The organism is Methylosinus sp. is20ea (genome assembly GCF_059718135.1).
In genome coordinates, this window is the sequence record NZ_AP046088.1 from 3,940,202 (window position 1) to 3,962,651 (window position 22,450).

The 22,450-nt window shown below is 65.4% G+C and carries 20 protein-coding genes and 1 tRNA gene; 12 read left to right on the forward strand and 9 right to left on the reverse strand.

The window, feature by feature from the left end; all coding sequences use genetic code 11:
- Positions 1-214: 214 nt before the first annotated feature.
- The 7 genes from rnr to AC6IY7_RS18425 all read left to right on the forward strand — a co-directional run bounded on the left by rnr (position 215) and on the right by AC6IY7_RS18425 (position 8,315).
- Entirely contained in the window at positions 215-2,521 is a 2,307-nt protein-coding gene (gene rnr / locus AC6IY7_RS18395; RefSeq protein WP_497780845.1) for a ribonuclease R, read from the forward strand.
- Positions 2,522-2,658: 137 nt separating this feature from the next.
- Positions 2,659-4,509, forward strand: a complete 1,851-nt coding sequence (locus tag AC6IY7_RS18400; protein WP_497780846.1) for a nitrilase-related carbon-nitrogen hydrolase — start codon at positions 2,659-2,661, stop codon at positions 4,507-4,509.
- A 208-nt stretch (positions 4,510-4,717) separates the two neighbouring features.
- Positions 4,718-4,885 (forward strand): 50S ribosomal protein L33, encoded by a 168-nt coding sequence (gene rpmG, locus AC6IY7_RS18405; protein ID WP_003612885.1) that lies wholly within the window; start codon positions 4,718-4,720, stop codon positions 4,883-4,885.
- 723 nt (positions 4,886-5,608) lie between these two features.
- A complete protein-coding gene (locus tag AC6IY7_RS18410) occupies positions 5,609-6,010 on the forward strand; it encodes a hypothetical protein (RefSeq protein WP_497780848.1) in 402 nt (133 codons plus the stop codon).
- 61 nt (positions 6,011-6,071) lie between these two features.
- Positions 6,072-6,818, forward strand: a complete 747-nt coding sequence (locus AC6IY7_RS18415) for a 3-deoxy-manno-octulosonate cytidylyltransferase (RefSeq protein ID WP_497780849.1) — start codon at positions 6,072-6,074, stop codon at positions 6,816-6,818.
- Positions 6,815-7,684 (forward strand): prephenate dehydratase, encoded by an 870-nt coding sequence (locus AC6IY7_RS18420; RefSeq protein ID WP_497780850.1) that lies wholly within the window; start codon positions 6,815-6,817, stop codon positions 7,682-7,684. The genes AC6IY7_RS18415 and AC6IY7_RS18420 overlap by 4 nt, the downstream gene beginning before the upstream one ends.
- Before the next feature lie 196 nt (positions 7,685-7,880).
- Complete coding sequence (locus AC6IY7_RS18425) at positions 7,881-8,315, forward strand: HIT family protein (protein ID WP_497780851.1); 435 nt, start codon at positions 7,881-7,883, stop codon at positions 8,313-8,315.
- 107 nt (positions 8,316-8,422) lie between these two features.
- On the opposite strand, the gene AC6IY7_RS18430 is transcribed toward AC6IY7_RS18425, so the two are convergent.
- The 9 genes from AC6IY7_RS18430 to AC6IY7_RS18470 all read right to left on the reverse strand — a co-directional run bounded on the left by AC6IY7_RS18430 (position 8,423) and on the right by AC6IY7_RS18470 (position 16,753).
- The gene (locus tag AC6IY7_RS18430; RefSeq protein ID WP_497780852.1) at positions 8,423-9,586 is read right to left on the reverse strand and encodes an acyltransferase family protein; all 1,164 of its coding nucleotides are present in this window, start codon (positions 9,584-9,586) and stop codon (positions 8,423-8,425) included.
- A gap of 138 nt (positions 9,587-9,724) precedes the next feature.
- Positions 9,725-10,036, reverse strand: a complete 312-nt coding sequence (locus AC6IY7_RS18435) for a DUF3175 domain-containing protein (RefSeq protein ID WP_497780853.1) — start codon at positions 10,034-10,036, stop codon at positions 9,725-9,727.
- Positions 10,012-10,455, reverse strand: coding sequence for a CBS domain-containing protein (locus tag AC6IY7_RS18440; protein WP_497782886.1), 444 nt, complete (start codon positions 10,453-10,455; stop codon positions 10,012-10,014). The genes AC6IY7_RS18435 and AC6IY7_RS18440 overlap by 25 nt, the downstream gene beginning before the upstream one ends.
- Positions 10,456-10,558: 103 nt before the next feature.
- Positions 10,559-11,824 carry an MgtC/SapB family protein gene (locus AC6IY7_RS18445; RefSeq protein ID WP_497780854.1) on the reverse strand — a complete coding sequence of 422 codons (1,266 nt, stop codon included), beginning with the start codon at positions 11,822-11,824 and terminating at the stop codon, positions 10,559-10,561.
- A gap of 97 nt (positions 11,825-11,921) precedes the next feature.
- Positions 11,922-12,797: a non-homologous end-joining DNA ligase gene (gene ligD, locus AC6IY7_RS18450; RefSeq protein WP_497780855.1), complete on the reverse strand. Its 876-nt coding sequence runs from the start codon at positions 12,795-12,797 to the stop codon at positions 11,922-11,924.
- 186 nt (positions 12,798-12,983) lie between these two features.
- Positions 12,984-14,492, reverse strand: a complete 1,509-nt coding sequence (gene ligD, locus AC6IY7_RS18455; RefSeq protein WP_497780856.1) for a non-homologous end-joining DNA ligase — start codon at positions 14,490-14,492, stop codon at positions 12,984-12,986.
- An 18-nt stretch (positions 14,493-14,510) separates the two neighbouring features.
- Positions 14,511-15,419 carry a non-homologous end joining protein Ku gene (gene ku, locus AC6IY7_RS18460; protein ID WP_497780857.1) on the reverse strand — a complete coding sequence of 303 codons (909 nt, stop codon included), beginning with the start codon at positions 15,417-15,419 and terminating at the stop codon, positions 14,511-14,513.
- A gap of 27 nt (positions 15,420-15,446) precedes the next feature.
- Positions 15,447-16,346 carry a YihY/virulence factor BrkB family protein gene (locus AC6IY7_RS18465; RefSeq protein ID WP_497780858.1) on the reverse strand — a complete coding sequence of 300 codons (900 nt, stop codon included), beginning with the start codon at positions 16,344-16,346 and terminating at the stop codon, positions 15,447-15,449.
- Positions 16,347-16,576: 230 nt separating this feature from the next.
- On the reverse strand, positions 16,577-16,753 hold the full coding sequence (locus AC6IY7_RS18470; RefSeq protein WP_497780860.1) for a DUF1328 domain-containing protein: 177 nt from the start codon (positions 16,751-16,753) through the stop codon (positions 16,577-16,579).
- A gap of 78 nt (positions 16,754-16,831) precedes the next feature.
- Here AC6IY7_RS18470 and AC6IY7_RS18475 point away from each other — a divergent pair, with 78 nt between their 5' ends.
- The 5 genes from AC6IY7_RS18475 (at position 16,832) to AC6IY7_RS18495 (ending at position 22,449) form a co-directional block, all read left to right on the forward strand.
- Entirely contained in the window at positions 16,832-18,046 is a 1,215-nt protein-coding gene (locus tag AC6IY7_RS18475; RefSeq protein WP_497780861.1) for an NADH-quinone oxidoreductase subunit D, read from the forward strand.
- Positions 18,047-18,093: 47 nt separating this feature from the next.
- Positions 18,094-18,459: a 4a-hydroxytetrahydrobiopterin dehydratase gene (locus AC6IY7_RS18480; RefSeq protein ID WP_497780862.1), complete on the forward strand. Its 366-nt coding sequence runs from the start codon at positions 18,094-18,096 to the stop codon at positions 18,457-18,459.
- Positions 18,460-18,510: 51 nt separating this feature from the next.
- Positions 18,511-18,587: transfer RNA gene (locus AC6IY7_RS18485), tRNA-Arg, on the forward strand.
- A gap of 318 nt (positions 18,588-18,905) precedes the next feature.
- A complete protein-coding gene (gene fcl / locus AC6IY7_RS18490) occupies positions 18,906-19,865 on the forward strand; it encodes a GDP-L-fucose synthase (protein WP_497780863.1) in 960 nt (319 codons plus the stop codon).
- Positions 19,786-22,449: a glycosyltransferase family 4 protein gene (locus tag AC6IY7_RS18495; protein WP_497780864.1), complete on the forward strand. Its 2,664-nt coding sequence runs from the start codon at positions 19,786-19,788 to the stop codon at positions 22,447-22,449. Before fcl ends, AC6IY7_RS18495 begins: the two co-directional genes overlap by 80 nt.
- Position 22,450: the final 1 nt, after the last annotated feature.

Sequence of the window (22,450 nt, forward strand, 5' to 3'; positions counted from 1 at the left end):
GCTCTCGAGGTTTGTGAAAATAGAACAGCTTATGCTTACGGCAAATTTCTCATCCGGCTCTAAATGGATCCGGGCAAATACGATTGACGTCCGATAACCTCGAGAAAGCGTAAACGGAGCGCAAATCGTCGACGCGCGGCGGGCGGCGCGCGGTGTATATATCGACGTCCCGGCGCCCGCCGACCGGACGATTCCGCGGCCTTCGAGACCGACTTTGACCAGAAAACCCCGCGAGCTCGGCTCGCCTCCCTCGCCCCTTCCCTCCCGAGAGGACATTCTCGCCTTCATCGCCCGTGAGCGTGAGGCGATGAGCCGCGCGGGCAATACGGGAAAAATCGGAAAGCGCGAGATCGCGCGCGCTTTCGGCGTCACCGGCTCCGATCGAATCGGGCTGAAGCGCCTCTTGGCCGAGCTCGAAGCGGAGGGCGCGCTCGAGCGGCGCGGCAAGCGGCTCACGCGGCCGGGCGTGCTGCCCGCCGTCGTGCTGGCCGATATAGTGGGACGCGATTCCGACGGCGAGTTGATCGCCGCGCCGGCCGAATGGGACGCCGACGAGCTCGGGGCCCCTCCCCGCATTCGCATCTCCGCGCCGCGCCGGCCCAAGCCCGGCGAGCCGCTGCCCGGCGTCGGCGACCGCGCGCTGGTTCGCGCCGAGCCGGATCGCGACGCCGGCCCCAATGATCCCCCCTATGCCGGGCGCGTGGTAAAGCTACTGTCGAAGGCGCGCGCGCGCGTCATCGGCGTGCTGCGCGTCGCCGCCAATGGCGTCGCGCATATCGAGCCGGTCGACAAGAAGCAGGCCGGCCGCGAGCTCGCCATAGCGGCGGAAGATCGCGGCGAGGCGAAGGACGGCGATCTCGTCTCCGTCGACCTCGTCGGCAAGACGCGGCTCGGCGCGCCGCGCGCCCGCGTGCGCGAGACGCTGGGCTCGCTGGCGACGGAAAAGGCGATCAGCATGATCGCGCTGCGCGTCCATGGCATTCCGGACGAGTTCCGCGCCGAGGCGATCGCCGAGGCCGCGGCGGCGAAAGCCGCCCGCATCGAGGCGCATCGCGAGGATTGGCGCGAGCTGCCGCTCGTCACCATCGATCCGCCCGACGCCAAGGACCATGACGACGCCGTCTTCGCCGAGCCCGACACGGCGCCGGACAATGAGGACGGCCATATCGTCACTGTCGCCATCGCCGACGTCGCCTATTACGTCCGCCCGCATTCGGCGCTCGACAAGGATGCGCTGGAGCGCGGCAATTCGGTCTATTTCCCCGATCGCGTCGTGCCCATGCTGCCGGAGCGCATCTCCAACGATCTGTGCTCGCTGAAACCGCACGAGGATCGGCCCGCGCTCGCCGTGCGCATGCGCATCACGGCGAAGGGCCACAAGCTCGACCATTCTTTCCATCGCGTGATGATGCGCTCCAAGGCCAAGCTCAATTACGCGCAAGCGCAGGAGGCGCTCGACGGACGCCCGGACGAGATTTGCGCGCCGCTGATGGAGCATGTGCTGCAGCCGCTGTTTCGCGCCTATCAGGCCGCCGATCAGGCGCGCGAATTGCGCGCGCCGCTGGAGCTGGAGCTGCCGGAACGCAAAATTCTGCTGAAAGCCGACGGAACGGTCGACCGCGTCGTCGTGCCGCCGCGTCTTTCGACGCATCGGCTCATCGAGGAATTCATGATCCTCGCCAATGTGGCGGCGGCGGAAGTCCTCGAGGAGAACCGGCAAAAGCTCATCTATCGCGCCCATGACGAGCCTTCGCGCGAGAAGATCGCGGCGCTCTCGGAATTCCTCTCGACGATCGGCGTGAAGCTCGCAAAGGGCCAGGTGCTGCGGCCCTCGCATTTCAACGTCATTCTAGCGCGCGTGCGCGGCAAGGAGCATGAGAATATCGTCAATGAGATCATTCTGCGCACGCAGGCGCAGGCCGAATATACGCATGAGAACTACGGCCATTTCGGCCTTAACCTGCGCCGCTATGCGCATTTCACCTCGCCGATTCGCCGCTACGCCGATCTCGTCGTGCATCGCGCGCTGATCCGCGCGCTGAATTTCGGCCCCGGCGCCATGCCGGATATTGCGGCGGGCGAGCTCGCCGAGGTGGCGGCGCGCATCTCCGGCGCCGAGCGGCGCGCCATGGCGGCCGAGCGCGAGACCGTCGATCGGCTCATCGCCGCCCATCTCGCGGCGCAGATCGGCGCGCGCTTTCCGGCGCGCATCTCGGGCGTGACGCGCGTGGGGCTGTTCGTGCGGCTGCTCGACACCGGCGCCGACGGCTTCATTCCGGCGGCGACGCTCGGGCGCGAATATTTTCGCTACGACGAGGCCGGCCATGCGCTGACCAGCAGCTCGGGCGAGAGCTTCAGGCTCGGCGACGTGATAGAGGCGCGGCTCGTCGAGGCGACGCCGATCGCCGGAGCGCTGCGCTTCGAGGTGGCGGGCGGCGCACGCAGATCGACGCCGATGAAGAGCGGGCGCCTCTCGGGACGCGGCCGCGTCGAGCGCGCGAAGCAGAAGCGGCGCAAATGAGACGGCCGGCGGTTTGACGAAACTTTCGCCTCGAGCGCCGTCCGCGGTGGTCGCGGCGGTCGCGGGGCGATAGCGCCCGATATTTCATGCGAAGGACCCGGCCGCAGCGGCCGGTCTCGTCTCGCGGGGACGCGCGCATGAAGCGGAAAACGGCAGTCGCTATCCTTCTCGCTCTGCTCTGGACTGCGGGCGTCGCCGCGGCTCAGGCGCCGTCCGCGCGGTCCATCAAGGTCGCGGCGGTGGATTTCATCCCTGCCTGGGGCGATCTCGACGGCAACATCCGCCGTCTCGCCGACGCGGTGGAACAGGTCGCCCGGCAGGGCGTGACCTTCGCCGTTTTTCCAGAGACCGCCGTCAGCGGCTATTTGTTCAGCGATCCGTCGCAGATCGCGCCCTATCTCGACACGATTCCCGGCGACACGACGAAGGCTCTGCTTCCCGTCCTCGCCCGGACCGGCATGTATATGAGCGTCGGGATCGCCGAGCGGGACGCCGAAACCGGCCTACCCTACAATACGGCCGTGCTGCTCGGACCGAAGGGCGTCATCGGCAAATATCGCAAGATCGGGCTCAATCCGCAGGATCAAAAGGTCTTCGCGCCCGGGGACACCGGCGTCGAGGTTTTCGACACGCCGATCGGCCGCATCGCGCTGCTGATCTGCTATGACGACACTTATTGGCAATATGCGCGTCTCGCGGCGCTGCGCGGGGCCGAGATCATCGCCTGGCACTCCGTCTCCGACCGCGTGATGCCAGGGACGCCCGCTGCGCAATCCAAAGGCGATCACTCGACCGTCGCGAACGTCCAATATTTGAGCGCGCAGAACGGCCTATGGGTGATCGGCGCGACCCGCAGCGGCGTCGAGACCAACCCCATCACGGGCGGCAAGCTCTATTACAATGGCGGCTCGAGCATATGGTCGCCCGAGGGGCATAGGCTCGTCCAGGCGCCCGTCGCGCCGCCGGAAGAGCTGCCCCCCGGGCTCAAAGGCGTCTACAGCACGGACATCACGCCGGCCGAGGCCGGCAAGACCCGCGCCGAACGGCTGGCCCTGCGCCGGCCGGAGCTCTACACGCCGTGGCTCGCGCTCCATCGCAGCCCCATCGACCCCAACGCCGCCAAGACCAGGCGCAAGGCGACGCTGGTCGCCGCCCAATGGCCCGAGGGGCCGTCGCTGATGGAGAAGACGAAGCCACAGAAAGGTTCGCTGACTGTCCTTCCCGAGCTTTCCGGCCTTCCCTCGAGCCTTTCACCCGAGGAGATAAAATCCCGCGCGGAAGAGCAAGGCGGCGCTTTCGAGCGCGTGCTCGCCTCTCTCGCCCGCGCGCACAAGGCCTATGTCGCCGGCAGCTACCCGGAGCGGGAAGGCGAGCGCGTCTATCATACGGTCGTTCTCGCCGGGCCGGACGGGGCCATTCTCGGCCGCTATCGCGCGACGCATCCGGGCGAGGCGCGGGCCTGGGCGAAGCCGGGAAATGAGATCGCCGTCGTTTCGACGCCGCTCGGCCGCATCGGCCTCGCCACGGCGGAAGAGCTCGCGACGCCGGAACTCGGCGGACTCTATGGCGTCCAACGCGTCGATATTCTCGCGGCGCCGGCCGGCGCGCCCTCGCCGCTGAAGGTCGAGATCGATTCGGCGCTGTTCGGCGTTCCCGATCCGCCGACCGGCCGCGCGGATTTCTTCCCCTATGCCGCGGCGAAGCAGAATCAGCTCTGGCTGGTGAGCGGCGGCCGCCGCAAAGGCGAAAGCACGGCAGCGGCAATCTATGGGCCCGAGCCTGTCGTCTCCACCCCGACGCTCACCGCCGCGCCAGGCGAAGACGCGGTCCGCTATCAGACCGTGATTCCAGCGGTCGGGACCTGGATCGATCAGAGCCAGCTGATCGACGGCCAGCAGGCGCGATGGTTCGCTCCGCTCACCCTGCGCAATGACGACGCCTGCCTGAATCGCTGGCGCGACGGCGGCGCCTGTCCGTCGCGGCGCTGACGACGTCGGACAGGCGAAACATCTGTGAAATGGACGCAAAACACGCCCAGAAGGGTGAATTCGGAGCGAAAACGCGCCTTTGCCCGGCCACCGTCTTTGCCTGCCTTGACAAAGGCGCCCGCGTCCTTATGGTGCCGGCCAATTCGCCGCCGGGTTCGTGATGGATCGGGAGCGAGAGTGTCCCCTCACCAGTTCAGGACTGACGGCAATGGCCAAATCCGCCATGATCAAGATCAAGCTTCTGTCGACGGCCGACACGGGCACCTTCTATGTGACGAAGAAGAACGCCCGCACCAAGACCGAGAAGCTCGTGTTCAAGAAATACGATCCCGTCGTGCGCAAGCATGTCGAGTTCAAGGAAACCAAGATCAAGTGAGGCGAGGCGGGCCTCCCCGCCTCTTCTCTCTCGAAACGAGCCGATAAAACGAAACGAGCCCGGAACGGAAAATCCGTTCCGGGCTCGTTTCGTTTCAGGCCGGAGGAGAAGATTTCTCTTCTCCGTCTTCGCGCCTGCCGGCTAGCGGCCGCCTTCGTTTCCCCCGAAACGAAGGCGGCCGACTGGCGCTGGCTTTAAGGAGGCCACTCCAACCAACGCCAGCCGGCCAACCCCACGGACCCAGGAGATGCGGCGGACCTGAGCACTCCGCAGGGTATTCGAAGTTGTTTGCCGATACGCATCGAACACAAAAGCACGCCTGGGGTTCTTCTTCTTCTTGCCCCCCGACGCTGCCTGACGCGCACCACGTTTTGGCATGGCTGAGGTTAGCTCAGCTGCATAAAAATGCAACCATCTGGCAAGATTTTCTACAAGTTTCCAGATATTAAGTCAAAAACAGTGGCTTGTGAAACGACCCCGTCGCGGTGGGCCTGCTCTGTCACATCGAAGGGATGCGGATGTCTACGCCGCCTTTGCTCGGGATCGAGCTTTGTGGCAAACCCACCCGGCCGGGGGCCTTCGGAAGCGACGGGCCACTGGCCACCAAGCAGAGCGCCGGCGCCGGCGCGGGAGGAAATATCGATGACGATGCGAGCTCTTGGGGTGCGGAGTCTTGGGATGCCGGCTCTTGGGATGCCAGCTCTTGGGATGCGAGGTCTCGGAATGCGAGGTCTTGGATTGGCGCTGGCGGGCGCGGCGGCCCTGGCGCTCGCCGCCTGCAGCGGCGGCAGCGAGCCCAATGACGCGGTCGGCGCCAAGGTGCTGCGCAACCTGCTCGCCAAGCAGAGCGTCAGCGGCAAGCTGATCTCCTTCAAAAAGACCGACGGCCGCGCGCTGAAGACGCCGAGCGCCGAAGCCTATGAGCTCTGGTACGAGGCCGAAGTGCAATTCCCCGAGGCTTATGAGGCCAATTGTGCGGAGGAGCGCGCGCGTGGCCGCTGCGCCTATCTCGGCCTCGCGCAGAGCCAGAGCTTCCAGAAGGGCGAAGTGCTGAAGGCCGAGGGCACGCTGCATTTCGTGCGGTCCGACAAGGGCTGGGTCGGCGAGGACCAGAACGCCTACTGAGGCGCCGCGAGAGCGGCCGCCCGGCGAAGGAGAGCGGTTTTTATCCAATGACCCGCCCGCAATGACCCGCCCGCTGGTCGTCATCCCCGCCCGGATGGGCTCCTCCCGCCTTCCGGGCAAGGCTCTCGCGCCGATCGCCGGCCGGCCGATGATCCTGCATGTGCTGGAAAAGGCGCTCGCCGCCACCATCGGTCCGGTCGCAGTCGCGACCGACTCGGCGGAGATCGCGCGCATCGTCGAGGCGGCGGGCGGGCGCGCCGTGATCACCAGCGGCGATCACGCCTGTGGCAGCGACCGCATCGGCGAGGCGCTCGGCGAGCTCGATCCGGCGGCGCTTTATGACGTGATCGTCAATCTGCAGGGAGACCAGCCCGATATTGCGCCCGCCGCGCTCACGACCGCGCTGGAGCCGCTGCAGGACTCTTCGGTCGATATCGCCACGCTGGCGGCCCCGGCCGGCCCGAGCGAGCGCGACGATCCCAATGTCGTCAAGCTGATCGGCGCCGAGGTCGCGCCACGGCGGATGCGCGCGCTCTATTTCACCCGCGCTCCGGCGCCGCATGGCGAAGGGCCGTATCTCCATCATATCGGCGTCTACGCCTTTCGCCGCGCGGCGCTGGCGCGCTTTACCGGCCTGCCGCCCTCCCCGCTCGAGATTCGCGAACGGCTGGAGCAGTTGCGGGCGCTCGAGGCCGGGATGCGCATCGACGCCATGATCCTGGACAAAGCGCCGCGCGGGGTGGATACCAGCGCCGATCTTCAACGCCTGCGGGAAGCGCAGGACAAAGTGGAACGGAGCCGTCGATGAGCGAGCGGCCGAAAATCGCCTATCAGGGCGAGCCCGGCGCCAATTCCGACATCGCATGCCGGGACGCCTATCCGGGCTATGAGCCCCTACCCTGCGCGAGCTTCGAGGACGCTTTCGCCGCGGTCACCGAGGGCGTCGCGGCGCTGGGGATGATCCCGATCGAGAATTCGATCGCCGGCCGCGTGGCGGATATTCATCATTTCCTGCCCAACGCCGGGCTCTACATCATCGGCGAATATTTTTTGCCCATCCATTTTCAGCTGATGGCGCCGCACGGCGCGACGCGCGAGACGCTGCGCGGCGTCTATAGCCATGTGCATGCGCTCGGCCAGTGCCGCAGGATCATCCGCGAGCTCGGCCTCGTCGCCCATACGGCCGGCGACACCGCCGGCGCCGCGCGCGAGGTCGCGGAATGGAACGACAAGAGCAAGGCCGCGCTGGCGCCGCGCCTCGCCGCGTCGATCTATGGCCTCGACATTCTCGCGGAAAATGTCGAGGACGCCGCGCATAACACCACGCGCTTCGTCGTGCTGTCGAAGACGGCGAAATGGCCGGCGCCGGGCAATGGCCCGACGATGACGAGCTTCGTCTTCCGCGTGCGCAATATGCCGGCGGCGCTCTACAAGGCGCTCGGCGGCTTCGCCACCAATGGCGTGAACATGACCAAGCTGGAGAGCTATATGGTCGACGGGGAGTTCGCAGCGACGCGCTTCCTCGCCGATGTCGACGGCCATCCGGACGAGCCGCCGCTCGCCCGCGCGCTCGACGAATTGCGCTTCTTTTCCAAGGAGCTGGAGATCATCGGCGTCTATCCGGCGCATAGCTTCCGCATGGAGAACAAGCGCAGCTTCGAATATGGCGATTAGCGACGCGCGACATTCGCCGCCTTCCTTCTCCCCCGTATACGGGGGAGAAGGTGAGGATGAGGGGCTCGAGGCGTTTTCCGATCATGGTTCGCGTCCCGAGCCCCTCACCCCGGCCCTCTCCCCGCTCGCGGGGAGAGGGGGAAAGGCGCGGACCCAATCATCGGGAGAGTAGGACATTTCAGCCGGGAGAGACCCCATGGCCGCGGCCTATGACAAGGACAATGTGTTCGCCAAAATCCTGCGCGGCGAAATCCCTGCGCATAAGGTCTATGAGGATGATGTCGCGCTCGCCATGATGGACATCATGCCACGCGCCGAGGGCCATGTGCTGGTGATCCCCAAGGTTCCCGCGCGCGGGCTCTTGGACATAGAGCCGGCCGCCCTCGCGGCGCTCGTCACCCGCGTGCAGCATGTCGCCAAAGCCGCCAAGGAGGCCTTCGCCGCCGATGGGCTTACCTTGCAGCAGTTCAACGAGAGCGCCGGCGGACAGGTGATCTTCCACCTGCATTTCCACATTCTGCCGCGCTTCGAGGGGGTCGCGCTGCGCCCGCCGGGAACCATGGCCGACAGCGAGAAGCTGAAAGCGCAGGCGGAAAAGATCCGAGCCGCGCTCGGCCCCTTCAACGGCTGAGCGGCGTTAGAGTCTTTCCGTGTTCCAATGAAACACGGAAAGACTCTAGGCTTTTGTTTCGACGCGTTTCCAACGCCGAACCGGCATCCACTTCGGCTGGAAACGCTCTAGCCCAGAACCAGCGCGGCGAAGCGCCGGCTGGCCGCATGGGCGAAACGCTCGACGGGCTGGAAGAGCACGGCCGCGACGATCGAGAGAAGGATCGTCGCCGCCGATATCACGAGAGCGAGCGGCAGTGTGAGCCTGTCGCCGACGAGCGCGATCATCCCCGACGTCGCCGTCACGATCACCACATAATGGATGAGATAGAGCGGGAAGGAGATTTTCGCGAGGAAGCGCGACATGGCGTTTTCGGCGAGGAAATCGGACAGCCCGCGCCAGCGCAGCGCCAGAGCGACAATCGCCACGGCGAGAATCACATGCGCATGGGCGACGGCGCCCGCCGTCATCGACCAGGCGGCGAGCGCATAGAGCGCCGCCACCACCGCGATTTTCGCCGCGAGCGAGTCGAGAAAAGCGAGGCGTCCCGGCGCCGGCGCGACCAGCGCTCCGGTCAATTTCGCCTTGCCGATCAGCGCGCCGAAGAGAAAGGCGGCGAGATAGGGAAACAGCAGCATCAAGAAGCACGCGCCGATGGCGATCGAACGCTCCGGCCGTTTCATCGCCGGATAGCAGGCGAGCAGCAGGAACAGCGCCAGCGAGCCGACCATCTCCCACGGCATGGTCCATAGGAAGGGCAGCGCGGGCCCCCATTCGAAGGGCTTCGTATAGACGTTGCAGAACGCCCATTTCAGCGCATGCGCGACGCTCAGCCCCGTCTCGCCGGCGATGGCTGAAAGGCCCGGCGCAATGTGCGAGGCCTCGCCAAGTCGCGCCAAGCCGAAGCGCTCCGCGAGAATGAGGAGCAGAACCGTCGCGACGATCGGCGTCGTCAGGCGGATATAGCGGCGCAGCGCCGCGGAGAGAATGTATTCGCCGCCGCCTCCCGAGAAGAAGGGCGCGCTCAGCGCCGCGCCGGAGACGACGAAGAAGACGCTCACATCGAGCGAGCCGTCGACGAGCCCGGCCGTCCATGAATTGCGGAGAATGGCGAAATTCTCGCCGAAGGTCTGCCATGTCGAATGGAAGAGCAGAACGGAGAAAGCCGCCCAGCCGCGCAATCCGTCGAGCTCGTGAAGGCGCAGGCGCGTCGACTTCGCTTCGGCTCGCGCTTCAGAGGCCGTCGAAGAATAGGCGAGAACGTCGCCGGCGCCCTGGAGAATGTCCGACATGAATCTTCCCGACGCTGTTGCGGTCGATCCGGCAGGTTAGAGACGGCCGTCGTGGCCAGCAATGACTTTGCCGTTTCGCGTATGACGTTTTCTAAAATGTGTTTAACAGCTCTGGCGTGGCGACAATGCGGCGACGTTTCAGGCGCGCCGGAAGAGCTTTCGCAGCTCGATCTTGGCCTTTTCCAATGTACGCAGGCGCTCCGCCGGCAGGCCGCGGCCGGCGCGATTTATGTAGAAATTCAGCATGGACATCGCGGAGCGGAAGGGCGCGCTCTTGCGGCGCAGGCTCGACTCCGCCGAATGCTTCAGCGAGCGCGCGATGGCGGCGGGATCGTCGAGCGTGAAGACGTCCGGCTCGAGGTCAAGCGCATTGCTCTTGCGCCCGACCTCGGCCGACCAATAGGAGGATTTCGCTTTTTCGCCGCTCAGGCGGCGCGCGCGCTCTGGCAATGATGACCGCCGGGCTGGGAGACGCCGCGCAAGGCCGCGCCACTGAGGCCGGCGTCGCGATCCATGGCGAGATCGGCGAGCGAGACGATGCCGACGAGACGCTTGCGGCGATCGAGCACCGGCAGTCGCCGCAATTGCTGCTCGGCCATGTTCTGCGCGACGTCCTCGACGTCGTGATCCTCATAGCAATAGCGAACGTCTCTGGTCATGACGTCGCGAATCTTCGTCTCGGCGCCCTTGCCGGCGGCCACGGCGCGCAATGCGATGTCGCGATCGCTGACCATGCCGACGAGGCGGTCGTTCTCGCCGACAGGCAAAAGGCCGACATCGAGATCGGCCATGCGTCGCGCCGCGTCGCGGATCGTCTGATCGGGTTCGATGAGACAGACCTCGCGCGTCATAATGTCCTGGACTTTCATCATTCGCCTCCTTGGTTCAGCGAAGGAAATAGGCGGGTTCGGCAAAGGAAACAGGCCGGTTCAACGGAGGAAACGGGCGGGCCCGGCGAAGGTTCCGCGGCAGTCAGCGCGCGAGCAGCGCGATCGCGACGCCACAGGCCAGCGCCAGCGCCGAAGCGGCGCCGACGCGAAAGCCGAGGCCCGAGCCGCCGATCCACCAGGTCAGCGCCGCCTTGGCGAGCGTGTTGACAGCGACGGCGACGCCGATCGCCGCCGCCGCGACATCGAGCTCCAGCGTCGCGCGGTCGAGCCGCGCCACCGACAGAGTGATCGCATCGACGTCGACGAAGCCGGAGATCGCCGCCACGGCGAGCACGCCGGCGCCGCCGGCCATGCGCGCCGCCAGCCGCGCGAGGATCGCGATGACGGTGAGCAGCGCGCCGAATTCGAGCACAGAGCCGAGATCGAGCGGGTTCTTCGGCGCAAAGCCTTCGCCCGACGCGACGGCGGCGGCGCGGCGCATGAAGATAGCCGCAAACAAAAGCAGCACGGCCGCGCCGGCGGCGAAGGGCGGCGCGAGCGCGCCGAGCAGTCGCGCATCGATCAATGCGACGATCGCCAGCACGCGGAACACCATTGTGGCGTTGGCGAATAATGCGCCTGCGGCGAACAGCGACGGCTGACCGCTCTGCTCGCGGGACAGGCGCGCCATCGTCATCGTCGCGGCGGTGGAGGAGACGAGGCCGCCGGCGATCCCCGTCAGCGCCACGCCGCGCGCGCCGCCCGCCGCCTTCATCGCCACATAGCCGAGGAAGTTGATGACCGCGATCAGCACGGTCATCAGCCAGATCTCATGCGGATTGACCGCCTGCCAGGGATCGACGGCGCGGTCCGGCAGCAGAGGCAGCAGAATGACCGTCATGGCGGCGAGCGTCAGGCCGGAGCGCAGCTCCACCCAGCTCACCCGCCGCAGCCAGCCATGGGCGGCGGATTTCAACGCCAGCAATCCCGCCGTGGCGACGCCGGCCGCGGCCGCCGCCTCGACGTCGCCCACCACGGCGAAGGCGCCGAGCGCAAAGGCCAGCATCGCGGCGACGACCGTGGTTGCGCCGAAAGTCTCGTCGTGAACGATCTCACGAAAGCGAAACAGCATGATAGCGACGGAAAAAATCGCAAAGGCGAGGCCCAGCGCCACGGCGCCGCCGATGCCGGTCTGGTTCGAGATCGCGCCCCAGACGGCGCCGAGCAACGCCGCCAGCGCATGGGTGCGGAATCCGGCGGCGCGCTCGCCCTCCTCGTCCTCGCGCGCCTGCCAGCCGCGCTCGAGGCCGATCAGCAGGCCGATCGCCAGCGCCACCGTCAGGCGGCGGAACAATTCGGTCGTCTCCATGCGCCGGCCTTTCGAGAAACGGAACCGTCGAAACTAGAGCGATTTCCGATCGAACGGAACCGTTCGATCGATCAGAATTCGCTCCCATGAAAGAATGCTATAGACCGACCCCGGCGAACATGCGCAACGCCGCCGGCGAGACGCCTTGTCGCAGATCGAAATAGCCGCTCCAAGGATCGGCGCGCAGCGCGGCGAGGCGCCGCTCCATTTTGTCGAGACAATAGCAATCGGCGCGCTCGATCCGGCCGAGCTCCTCCCAGGCGACGGGCGTCGCCACAGCGGGCGTCTCCCGCGCGCGCGGCGAGAACGGCGCGACCGCGCTCGCGCCGCGCTCATTGCGCCGATAGTCGATATAGATGCGGCCGACGCGCCGCGCCTTGGTCGCCATTGCGGTGAAGCGGGCCGGGTCGTCAGCGGCGAGTCGCGTCGCCACGCCTTTCGCGAAGGCGGTGAAGGTCGGCCAGTCGAGCGCCGCGTCGATGGGCGCGACAACATGCATTCCCTTGCCGCCGGTGAGCAGCGCAAAGCTCGCGAGACCCGCCGCCTCGAGCAGAGCGCGGAAATCGCGCGCGGCGCGCTTCACCTCGTCGAAGGAGACGGAAGGGTCCGGATCGAGATCGAAGACGAGGCGATCGGGGCGCTCGAGCGCGTCGACATGGACGCCCCGGATATGCAGCTCCAGCGCGTCGATCTGCGCCGCGCCTTCGAGGCCGGAGAGATCGTCGATGACGAGAAATTCTTCGGTCCCGATCAGCGCGGGACGCAGGCCGGGCGGCAGGCCGCGCCGATGATGGCGCTGGAAGAAGCAGGCCTGCGCGGCGCCATTGGGACAGCGCAGCAGCGACAGAGGACGCGCCGCTATATGCGGCAGAGCGAAAGGCGCGACGCGGCGCCAATAGTCGACGAGCCGCTGCTTGGTGATATGGACGGCGGCCGGATAAAGCGGCTTGTCCGGATTGGTGAGACGGATCATCGGTGATCTCCTGGCTCCGGTCGCGGCGACAGGCCGAAGCTTTCCTCATCCTGAGGAGCGGCCGCAGGCCGCGTCTCGAAGGACGAGGAAAGCGTCACGCGCCGCCTTCTGGAGCTCGCCCTCGTGCTTCGAGACGGCTCCTGCAGAGCCTCCTCAGCATGAGGGCGAGGATGGTTGTCGCTCACCCTATTTTCCCCTCACCTCGCGCGCGGGCTTATCCTCGCGCAGGCCGACGAAAACCGGATGACGTAGCAGCCCTTCCTTCGTGCGCTCCGTATAATCGATCTCGACCACGAGCCGTGGCGCGACATAACGCGCCTGACGCGCGATCTCCGCAGGCATTACGGCGAAGGGCGACGTCTTTCGCGCGAGCGCGCGCAGCGCTGCGCCGATCTGGGCGAGATCGCCGTCGGAAAAGCCGGCGCCGACGCGGCCGCGATAATGCAAAGCGCCGTCGGCGAATTCGCCGAGCAGCAGAGAGGCGAAGTCGCGGCCCTTCTTCGTCGAAGGGCGGTAGCCGCCGACCACGAATTCGTCGCGGCCGAGACATTTGACCTTGATCCAGGCGCGCGTGCGTCGCGAGAGATAGGGCCGATCGATGCGCTTGGAGACGACGCCCTCCAGCCCCATGCGGCGGCATTCGGCGAGAAAGCGCGCGCCGGCGCCGATCACATGGCCGCTATAGCGTATGGCGGAGGGCGCCTCTTCCAAAAGCGCGGCGAGACGCGCCTTGCGCGCGATCAGCGGCTCACGCGAAATGTCCTTTCCATCGAGCTCCAGCAGATCGAAGGCGTAGAAGACGAGCGCGCGCAGGCGCTTCTCCAGCATCTTCTGCAGCAGGCCGAAATCGCTGCGGCCTGTTTCGTCCAGCGCGACGATCTCGCCGTCGAGCAGCGCGCTTCGCATCGGCAATTGCGCGGCGGCCTCGGCAATTGCTGAAAACTTCTTCGTCCAATCGAGACCGGAGCGCGTAGAGACGCGGCTCCGGCCGCCGCAGGTCGCGACGAGCGCGCGATAGCCGTCGAATTTGATCTCATGCAGCCAATCATCGCCTGAAGGCGGCTCGGCGGCCTGCGTCGCGAGCTGCGGGGCGCGGAACTTCGGCAAAGGCGGCGGGCGGGCGGCTTTGCCTTCCGCGATCTCCTCGAAGCTGCGGCCGGTCACGACGCTGCGCATCCATTCGCGCGCCGGATCGAGGTCGGCGTCGGCTTGCCCATCCTTCATTTTGACGAGCAGCCAATTGTCTTTCGGCTCCTTTCCCCGGCGCGGCATGCGCACGAGCGCGAAGCCGCCCCTCAGCCGCTCGCCTTCCAGCGTGAATTCGAGACGCCCCTCCTCGAGCCCGCGGCGCGGATCGCCCTTCGGCGTCCAGCGCCCACGATCCCACAGCATCACCTCGCCGCCGCCATATTGGCCCTTGGGGATCGTCCCCTCGAAACGCCCATAATCGAGCGGATGATCCTCCGTGCGCACGGCGAGGCGCTTATCGGCGGGATCGAGGCTGGGGCCGCGCGTGACGGCCCAGCTTTTCAGCACGCCGTCGAGCTCGAGACGAAAATCGAAATGCAGCCGGCGCGCGCGATGCTTTTGCACGACATAGGCGCCCTGCCCCTTCGTCGGCGCGACGCCTTCGGGCTCGGTCGTGCGGCGGAAGTCGCGCTTGGCCCGATAGGCCGCGAGCGTCTCGCTCCTCATGGCGCTCCTCCGCGCCCGTCAGGCGCGCTTCTTGGCCGCTCCCGTCTTGCTTTCGCTCGTCTTGGTCTCGCTCGTCTTCTTGGTCGGCTTGGCGACGGGTGAAGCGGCGACGCGCGCCTTGCCGCGCGCCGGCGGCGGCGCGCTCTCGCCGACGCTGCGCTTCAAAGCCTCGATCAGATCGATGACCTTGCCGGGGCCGCGCCGCTCCTCTTCGCCCGTGGTGACGATCACATGGCCTTCGCGTTTGCGCTCGACCAGCGCGCGCAGCGCCTCGGCGTAGGAATCCTTGAACGCCTTCGGATCGAAGGGCGCGGTCTTGCGCTCGATCAGCTCGGTCGCCAGCGCGACCATCTCCGCGTCGCTCTCGCCCTCGCCGATCTCGGCGAAATAGGGCTCATAGCCGCGAAGCTCATTGGCGTAGCGCAAAGTCTCGACGAGCAGGCCTCTGCCGAGCGGCGTCACCGCGACGATACTCTCGCGTCCGCGCATGGTGAGACGGCCTATGCCGATCTTGTTCGCGCGGCGCAGCGCCACGTGGATCACTGCATAGCCTTCGGTCGAGACGTCGCCCTCCGGCGCGAGATAATAGGGCTTGTCGAAATAGCGCGGGTCGATCTCCTCGCGGCCGACGAACTGAACGAGCTCGATCGCCTTGCCGCTGTCGAGCTTGATCTCGTCGAGCTCGTCCGGCTCGAGGACGACATAAGAATCGTCGCCGATCTCGAAGCCTTTGACGATATCGGCGGAGTCGACCGGACCAACGCCGGGCACGACCTTCTCATAGCGCACGCGCTTGCCCGAGGGCTTGTGGATCTGATGCAGCGCCATGGTCTGGGCGCTCGACGTCGCCGCATAGAGCTCGACGCCGATGGAGACGAGAGAGAGCCGCAGATAGCCCTGCCAATAAGCGCGCGCGCGAGGAGCCATGAGGGGAGACCTTCGTTGTTCTCCCTTTCATCTAGCGCCGCGTCGCGCGCGGACGATGGCGGCGTTGAGCTCGCCGCCATAGATGAAGATGACGCCCGAGAAATAGAGAAAGCCCAGCGCGATCATCGCCGAGGCGAGGCCCGCGTAAGTGAGCGCATAGCGATCCGAGAAGGCCGCGAGATAGCGGCCGAAGGCGGCGCCGGCGACGAGCCACAGCAAAAGCGTCGCCAGCACGCCCGGCGCTATGTCGCGAAGGCGTCGCCGCCCCGCCGGCAGCCAAATGTGAATGGCCAGGAGCGTGAGCGCCAGGATCAGAGTGGCGAGGCCGTAGCGCGCCAGCGTCACCATCGTCTCGAAGGGCTCGAACCAGTCGAGATAGCGGGCCGCGGCATCGGTGATGAGCGGGCCGAGCACGACCAGAACCGAGAGCGCGAGCAGAGCCACGGCGCTGCCGACCACATAGAGGATCGACTCGAGCCGCAGCAGCCACCAGCTGCGCGTCTCCTCCGCCTCATAGGCGCGATCGAGGCCGATGCGCAGGCTCTCGAGGCCGCTGGAGGCGAAATAGACGGCAAAGAGCGCGCCGAAAGTGAGCGTGCCGCCGCGCGGCGTCGTCGCGACGCGCCGGATTTCCCCTGCGATGGGCTCCGCGACCTCGGGCGGCCAGGCGTCGAGCAGCAGCCGGCCGGCCTCGTCGGCGAGGCTCTCGGAGCCGATGAGGCCGGCGAGCGCCGTCACCACGATGAGAAAGGGAAACAGCGACATCAGCGTCGACAGAGCGATATGGCTCGCTATGGCGAAGCCGTCGCGCTCGACGAAATGCAGGAAGGCGTCGAGCGGAATGCGCAAGAGAGCGGGCAGGCGCTCCGCCCGCGGGGCGAGCGGCCCGAGGGCGCGCCGGAAGACTTGTTTCTCGACTTCGTCCAAGGCGCCGCTTCCCCGCGCTTTCCGCCCGAGGGAATATAAAGCGCTTCCAGCCGAAGTGGGCGCCGGTTCGGCGTTGGAAACGCGTCAAAACGAAAGCCTATAGTCTTTCCGTGTTTCAATGAAACACGGATAGCGCCGCGCGCGGCCGCATGGGCGGCAACTTTCGCCGCCCGACGACGTTGACGACGAGTAGCGGCGGCGACGCTCTCGCGCCGTCGCCGCAGGCTCACTCAGACGCCGCGCCTCAACACGCCGCCGACGAGGGCGATGATGAAGAGCACGACCGCCACCCAGAACAATATGCGCGCGGCGTCGACAGCCGTGCCGGCGACGCCGCCGAAGCCGAAGAAGGCCGCGATCAGACCGACCACCAGGAAGACGATGGCCCAGCGCAGAAGATCACCCATCTCTTTCTCCCCTTATCGAGGATCGACCGGGGATAACGTCGGCGCGCCGATCCGGTTTCCCTCCGAAGGGGGACGCAGATGAGCCTCGGCCACAGAACACAGCCCAGTTTTCGCTCTGAACGCAGCTTCACCCTGAACTTCGGCCCGGTGCATCCGGCGGCCCATGGCGTGCTGCGGCTGGTGCTGGAGCTCGACGGCGAGGTCGTCTCCCATGTCGATCCGCATGTCGGCTTCCTGCATCGCGGCACCGAGAAGCTCATCGAGGACAAGACCTATCTGCAGGCCCTGCCCTATTTCGACCGGCTGGATTATGTCGCGCCGATCAATCAGGAGCACGCCTTCTGCCTCGCCGCCGAGCGCCTGCTCGGCCTCGAGATTCCAAAGCGCGCGCAGCTCATCCGCGTGCTCTATTGCGAGATCGGACGGCTGCTCTCGCATCTGCTCAACATCACGACGCAGGCCTCCGACTGCGGCGCGCTGACGCCCAATCTGTGGGGCTTCGAGGAGCGCGAGAAGCTGATGGGCTTCTATGAGCGCGCATCCGGCGCGCGCATGCACGCCTGCTATTTCCGCATCGGCGGCGTGCATCAGGACCTTCCCGCCGCGCTCCTCGACGATATCGAAGCCTTTTGCGATCCTTTCCTCGCGGTCTGCGACGATCTCGAAGGGCTGCTCACCGACAATCGCATCTTCAAGCAACGCAACGCCGATATCGCCGTGGTGACGATCGAGGAGGCCTGGGGGCTCGGCTTTTCCGGCGTGTTTCTGCGGGCCTGCGGCGCGCCATGGGATTTGCGCAAGGCGCAGCCCTATGAATGCTATGAGGAGCTGGATTTCGCCATTCCGGTCGGCCGCAACGGCGACTGCTACGACCGCTATTGCGTGCGCATGGCCGAGATGCGCCAATCCGCGCATCTGATGAAGCAATGCGTCGCCAAGCTGCGCGCGCCGGAAGGCAGGACGCGGATCGCCGTCGACGATCACAAGGTCACGCCGCCCGAGCGCTCCGTCATGAAGCGCTCGATGGAGGCGACGATCGAGCATTTCAAGCTGTTCAGCGAGGGGATTCACGTCCCGCCCGGCGAGGTCTACGCCGCTGTGGAGGCGCCCAAGGGCGAGTTCGGCGTCTATCTCGTCGCCGACGGATCGAATCGGCCCTATCGCTGCAAGATCCGCGCGCCCTCCTTCGCCCATCTGGCGGCGACCGACCGCCTCTCGACCGGCCATATGCTCGCCGATGTCGCGGCCATCGTCGGCTCGCTCGACATCGTCTTCGGAGAGATCGATCGCTAGACCCGTTTCCGCTTCCTCTCGCGGAAAGCGCTCTGTAGGAGCCTCCAATGCCGATGACGCTCGCAGAAAAGACCTGCACGCCCTGCCGCGGCGGCGTTCCGCCGCTCGACCGCGCGATGGCGGAGGCGCTGCTCGCAGAGGCGCCGGACTGGGCGCTCCTGGACGAGGCGCGCCGCATAGAGCGCGGCTTCCGCTTCGGCAATTTCCGCGAGGCGGCGGAATTCGTGCGGCAGATCGGCGAATTGGCCGAGGCCGAAGGTCATCATCCGGACATCGCCTTCGGCTGGGGCTATGCGACCATCTCGCTGCAGACGAAGAAAATCAAAGGCCTGCACGAGAACGACGTCATAATGGCGACGAAGATCGATCGCATCTTCTCGCGCTGGCAGGGCCTGCCGGCGGGACGCATGTGACGCGCCACGCCTTTTCAAACGGCCCCCGCTCTAGTAGATGTCCGTGTCGCGGTCCCGGTAGCTCAGCAGGATAGAGCAACGGTTTCCTAAACCGTAGGTCAGGGGTTCGAATCCCTTCCGGGACGCCATTTTATCCCTGGCGCCCTGGCCGCTAGTCAGTCGACGCCGAAGATCGCTTCCCGCCCCGTTCGAAGCGCGAGTTGCCGCGCCGCGCGGAGACGCGATTGCCAGCCCCCCCCCCCGGCAGCTGTTGCGCTATATGCCTCACTCCCCGATAGGCCGCGTCGCTTCGTCTCTACCTTTCTGCGTGAAGGCGCCTTTTTCGAGCGAGCGGCGGATTTCTTCACTATTTTTCGTTTGCGCAACAGGATGCATCTGCCGTAAAAATCCCGCGTACTATATCGAGCAAGTCGGCGGGCCTCCGCTCCACGAGGGATTGTTCACATATGGCCGACGCGCGCAGAGTTTGGGTCGCAGGGCACAAGGGCATGGTCGGCTCCGCCGTGACGAGATATCTCGAGGCGCAGGGAGTTTCGGTGTTGAAGGCGGACCGCTCCGTGGTCGACCTCCGCAATCAAATCGCCGTCGAAGTCTGGCTGAAGCAAAATCGGCCAGACGCCATCGTATTCGCGGCGGCGAAAGTCGGCGGCATCTACGCCAATGACACTTATCCTGCCGATTTCATCTATGACAATCTCGCGATCGAGACCAATATCATTCACTCCGCCCATGTAGCAGGGGTAAATCGTCTCGTCTTCCTCGGATCGTCCTGCATCTATCCGAAATTCGCGCCGCAGCCGATCAAAGAGGATGCGCTGCTGACGGGTCCGCTGGAGCCGACCAACGAATGGTATGCGATCGCCAAAATCGCCGGCATCAAGCTCTGTCAGGCCTATCGCAAGCAATATGGCCGCAGCTATATTTCGGTCATGCCCTGCAATCTCTACGGCCCCAACGACAATTTCGACCTGCAGACGAGCCATGTGTTGCCCGCCCTCATCCGCAAGTTTCACGAGGCGAAGGAGGCCGGTCACGACGAAGTGATCGTTTGGGGCACGGGGACGCCGCTACGGGAGTTTCTGCATGTCGATGATCTCGCTCGGGGCGTCGTCTTCTGCCTGGACAATTATGACGGCTATGAGCACATCAATTGCGGCGCGGGCTCCGAGGTCACGATCCGCGAACTGGCAGAGACGGTGCAGCGCGCCGTGGGATTTTCGGGCCGTCTCGTGTTCGACACGACAAAGCCGGACGGAACCCCACGCAAATTGATGGATTCGAGCCGACTTCGCGAGCTCGGATGGGCTCCGAAGATATCCCTCGAAGATGGCATCGCCGACGCCTATCAGTGCTTCCTCGCCAAGGAGACAGCGGAGCGCGCGCCCGTCCTCGATCGGGTGGGCTGACCCGAATCCGAACAAGCGTTGGGACGCCTCGCGCGCGTTCTCATGTTTCCGCCCGGAACCCCGACCCGCGAGCCTCCTCTTCGGTCGGCGCCGGCTTCAAAGGAGGCGGGCTTCGGCGCGCGACGAGAATAAGATATTTCCATTACATTTTTCGTATGGATATCTGCACGGCAATTGCGCGCGACGCTTTTGGCGAGAACCGGTTGACTCGATAAAATATCGAGATATTGAAGGGCAGCAACGACTTGAGGTTCGCGTGTCGATAGCTGAATCAGCACTGAGTCTCGTCACATCGGCCGTCAGATCGATGAACCTCGGAAAGTTCATCGGCCGTTTTCCCCGCAGTTTCGACGTCGTCCCGCTGCTCGACATCGAGGCGAATGCGGATACCGCCGGCGAATGGACCGTCACCGGCCTCGATCCCCAGTTCGAACTCGCCGGTTTCGGTGTGATTCCGCTTCCCGCCGGCTCGTACGCCATTCGGGCAATCGGCGGCGCCGCGCTCGATCAGCTCCACGAAGCCTGCTTCTACATCGATACGGGATCAGGATTTTCCGAGGACGCACGTCTCCCCGTCCGCTTCTTCGAAGAGCCTGACGGCGGCTTCACCGCCTATTGCCGCTTCGCCGCGCCGGTCATGCGCATTCGCTTCGATCCGGCAGACGGCTCGAGGCCGAAATTCTCGCTTCTGGAGCTCGAGTTCGAACCGACTTCGGCTCACGAGCAAGCCGCGAGACTTCAACGTGAGCGTGACGGCCGTGTTCGCCTGCTGATGAATCTGGTGCGCTTGCTTCCGGAGACAGAGGGCGCCGGCGGCGCCGGCCGCGTCTGCAAAGCCTATCTCACCCATCTTCCGGATTTCGTCTCCCTGCGCGTCGCCGTCGCGCCCTTTCACGCTTATCTCGCGCCACGCTTTCCAAAAGCGGAATTCGTCGTCGTCACCGCCGACGACACCGCACAAATGAATGAGCATCTAGAATGGTGCGACTGTTATTTCGATCCGCTGAACGCGCTGCGTCCGACCTATATTCCGAGCCATATTCCCGTGCTCGGCTGCGTTCTCGATCTGCAGCACATGCATCATCCGACGTTCTTTTCCGAAACCGAGAACGTGATGCGTCTGCGCGAATATGGTTATGTTTTCGATCGCGCCGATGCGCTCGTCGCAATTTCCGACTTCGAGAGACGCAACTTCGAGACGTTCTACGGCGTCGACTCGATCCGCGTGATGCATCTGAGCGGCTTCATGGCGGAAGACGCCCGGTTGACGCGGGAGGACATAGCGACCGCGCGCGCGGAAAAATCGATCGAGCGCCGCTATCTCATCTATCCGGCGGTCCCGTGGATACATAAGAACCACGAGATTTTGCTGCAGGCGATCGCCGTGCTCCGGAGCCGAGGTCTCGACGTTCCGATCCTGCTGACGAACGCCGGCGCAAAGAAGGAGCGCGTCAAACAGTTGAAGGAATGGGCGCAGCACCTCGGCGTCGCCGACCTCGTGCAGATCGAATCCTTTCTCCCCGAATCGACGCTTCTGCATTATTTCGTCCATAGCGTCGGCCTCGTCTTTCCGTCGCTCTATGAAGGCTTCGGCATTCCTCTCGTCGACGCGATGAAGCTCGGCGTCCCGGTTCTCACAGGGACGTCATCGGCGATCACCGAGATCTGCGGCGACGCCTGCGCCTATTTTCAAAACGAGCGAAACGCATTGGCGATCGCCGATGATATCGAACGCTTTTGGCTCGATACCGATCTGCGTCGAGAGCTCGTCGAAAAAGGCTATGCGCGCGGCGAAAATTTCTCGTCGCACAAAATGGCCGAGCAATTGACCGAGGCCGTCAAGACGCTCACCGATCAAAAGCGGGACGCCGCCGAGGCGAGTGTTCCGGGGCGCCGTCGCGAAAAGCGCCCCGCGACGATTGAAAAGCTCGCCGTCTTCGCCCTCTATCTGGAGCCGCTCGCGCTGGAGCAGGCCGCGGCGCTGCGAGACATCGAGGACATCGATCTGCATCACGCCCGATTGTTCGGAGCGCAGGCGCAGGTGACGGTCGGCGTCGACGTCTCCTTGCTGCGAGACGAAGGTCTGCGAGCCCTGTTCGCCAAAGCGCGCCGCTTGATCGTGCTCGATTCCGCCAAACCACGCGCGATCGAACTCGCGACGAAGGATTTCAGCCATCGCTACAATGACGCGCTCTATCAGCTCGTCACCACTCTGCCGCAAAACGCTTCCGCCTATCGGGCGGATGTCGTGGACGCCATTTTGATGGCTCTCGATCTCAATCCGTCGGCGACTTACGCGCAGATCGATGTCGATGCGGTGAATGTGACGCTCGACCCGCCGCCGACGGAAATCGACGGCGTCTTGCAATATGAGACGCGCCGCAGAGACGGCTTCGCGATCCTCGACGCGATGATCCGCCGCAGCGGCCCGCTGAGCGATCTATACAATGGCGATGTCGCCTATCTCAGCGCCTTTTGCACGCGGGGAACGCGTCTGCGCTTTCCTGGCGGCGCGTCTTTCGCCAATGACTCTTGCGCCAATGACTCTCGCGCACATGACTCTCGAGCCGGTCGTCGACAATGAG

Coding starts and splice junctions, on each gene's coding strand:
- AC6IY7_RS18400 (WP_497780846.1), top strand. CDS start 2,659: ATGAAGCGGAAAACGGCAGTCGCTATCCTTCTCGCTCTGCTCTGGACT.
- rpmG (WP_003612885.1), top strand. CDS start 4,718: ATGGCCAAATCCGCCATGATCAAGATCAAGCTTCTGTCGACGGCCGAC.
- AC6IY7_RS18410 (WP_497780848.1), top strand. CDS start 5,609: ATGCGAGGTCTTGGATTGGCGCTGGCGGGCGCGGCGGCCCTGGCGCTC.
- AC6IY7_RS18415 (WP_497780849.1), top strand. CDS start 6,072: ATGACCCGCCCGCTGGTCGTCATCCCCGCCCGGATGGGCTCCTCCCGC.
- AC6IY7_RS18420 (WP_497780850.1), top strand. CDS start 6,815: ATGAGCGAGCGGCCGAAAATCGCCTATCAGGGCGAGCCCGGCGCCAAT.
- AC6IY7_RS18425 (WP_497780851.1), top strand. CDS start 7,881: ATGGCCGCGGCCTATGACAAGGACAATGTGTTCGCCAAAATCCTGCGC.
- AC6IY7_RS18430 (WP_497780852.1), bottom strand. CDS start 9,586: ATGTCGGACATTCTCCAGGGCGCCGGCGACGTTCTCGCCTATTCTTCG.
- AC6IY7_RS18440 (WP_497782886.1), bottom strand. CDS start 10,455: ATGAAAGTCCAGGACATTATGACGCGCGAGGTCTGTCTCATCGAACCC.
- AC6IY7_RS18445 (WP_497780854.1), bottom strand. CDS start 11,824: ATGGAGACGACCGAATTGTTCCGCCGCCTGACGGTGGCGCTGGCGATC.
- ligD (WP_497780855.1), bottom strand. CDS start 12,797: ATGATCCGTCTCACCAATCCGGACAAGCCGCTTTATCCGGCCGCCGTC.
- ligD (WP_497780856.1), bottom strand. CDS start 14,492: ATGAGGAGCGAGACGCTCGCGGCCTATCGGGCCAAGCGCGACTTCCGC.
- ku (WP_497780857.1), bottom strand. CDS start 15,419: ATGGCTCCTCGCGCGCGCGCTTATTGGCAGGGCTATCTGCGGCTCTCT.
- AC6IY7_RS18470 (WP_497780860.1), bottom strand. CDS start 16,753: ATGGGTGATCTTCTGCGCTGGGCCATCGTCTTCCTGGTGGTCGGTCTG.
- AC6IY7_RS18475 (WP_497780861.1), top strand. CDS start 16,832: ATGAGCCTCGGCCACAGAACACAGCCCAGTTTTCGCTCTGAACGCAGC.
- AC6IY7_RS18480 (WP_497780862.1), top strand. CDS start 18,094: ATGCCGATGACGCTCGCAGAAAAGACCTGCACGCCCTGCCGCGGCGGC.
- fcl (WP_497780863.1), top strand. CDS start 18,906: ATGGCCGACGCGCGCAGAGTTTGGGTCGCAGGGCACAAGGGCATGGTC.
- AC6IY7_RS18495 (WP_497780864.1), top strand. CDS start 19,786: ATGGCATCGCCGACGCCTATCAGTGCTTCCTCGCCAAGGAGACAGCGG.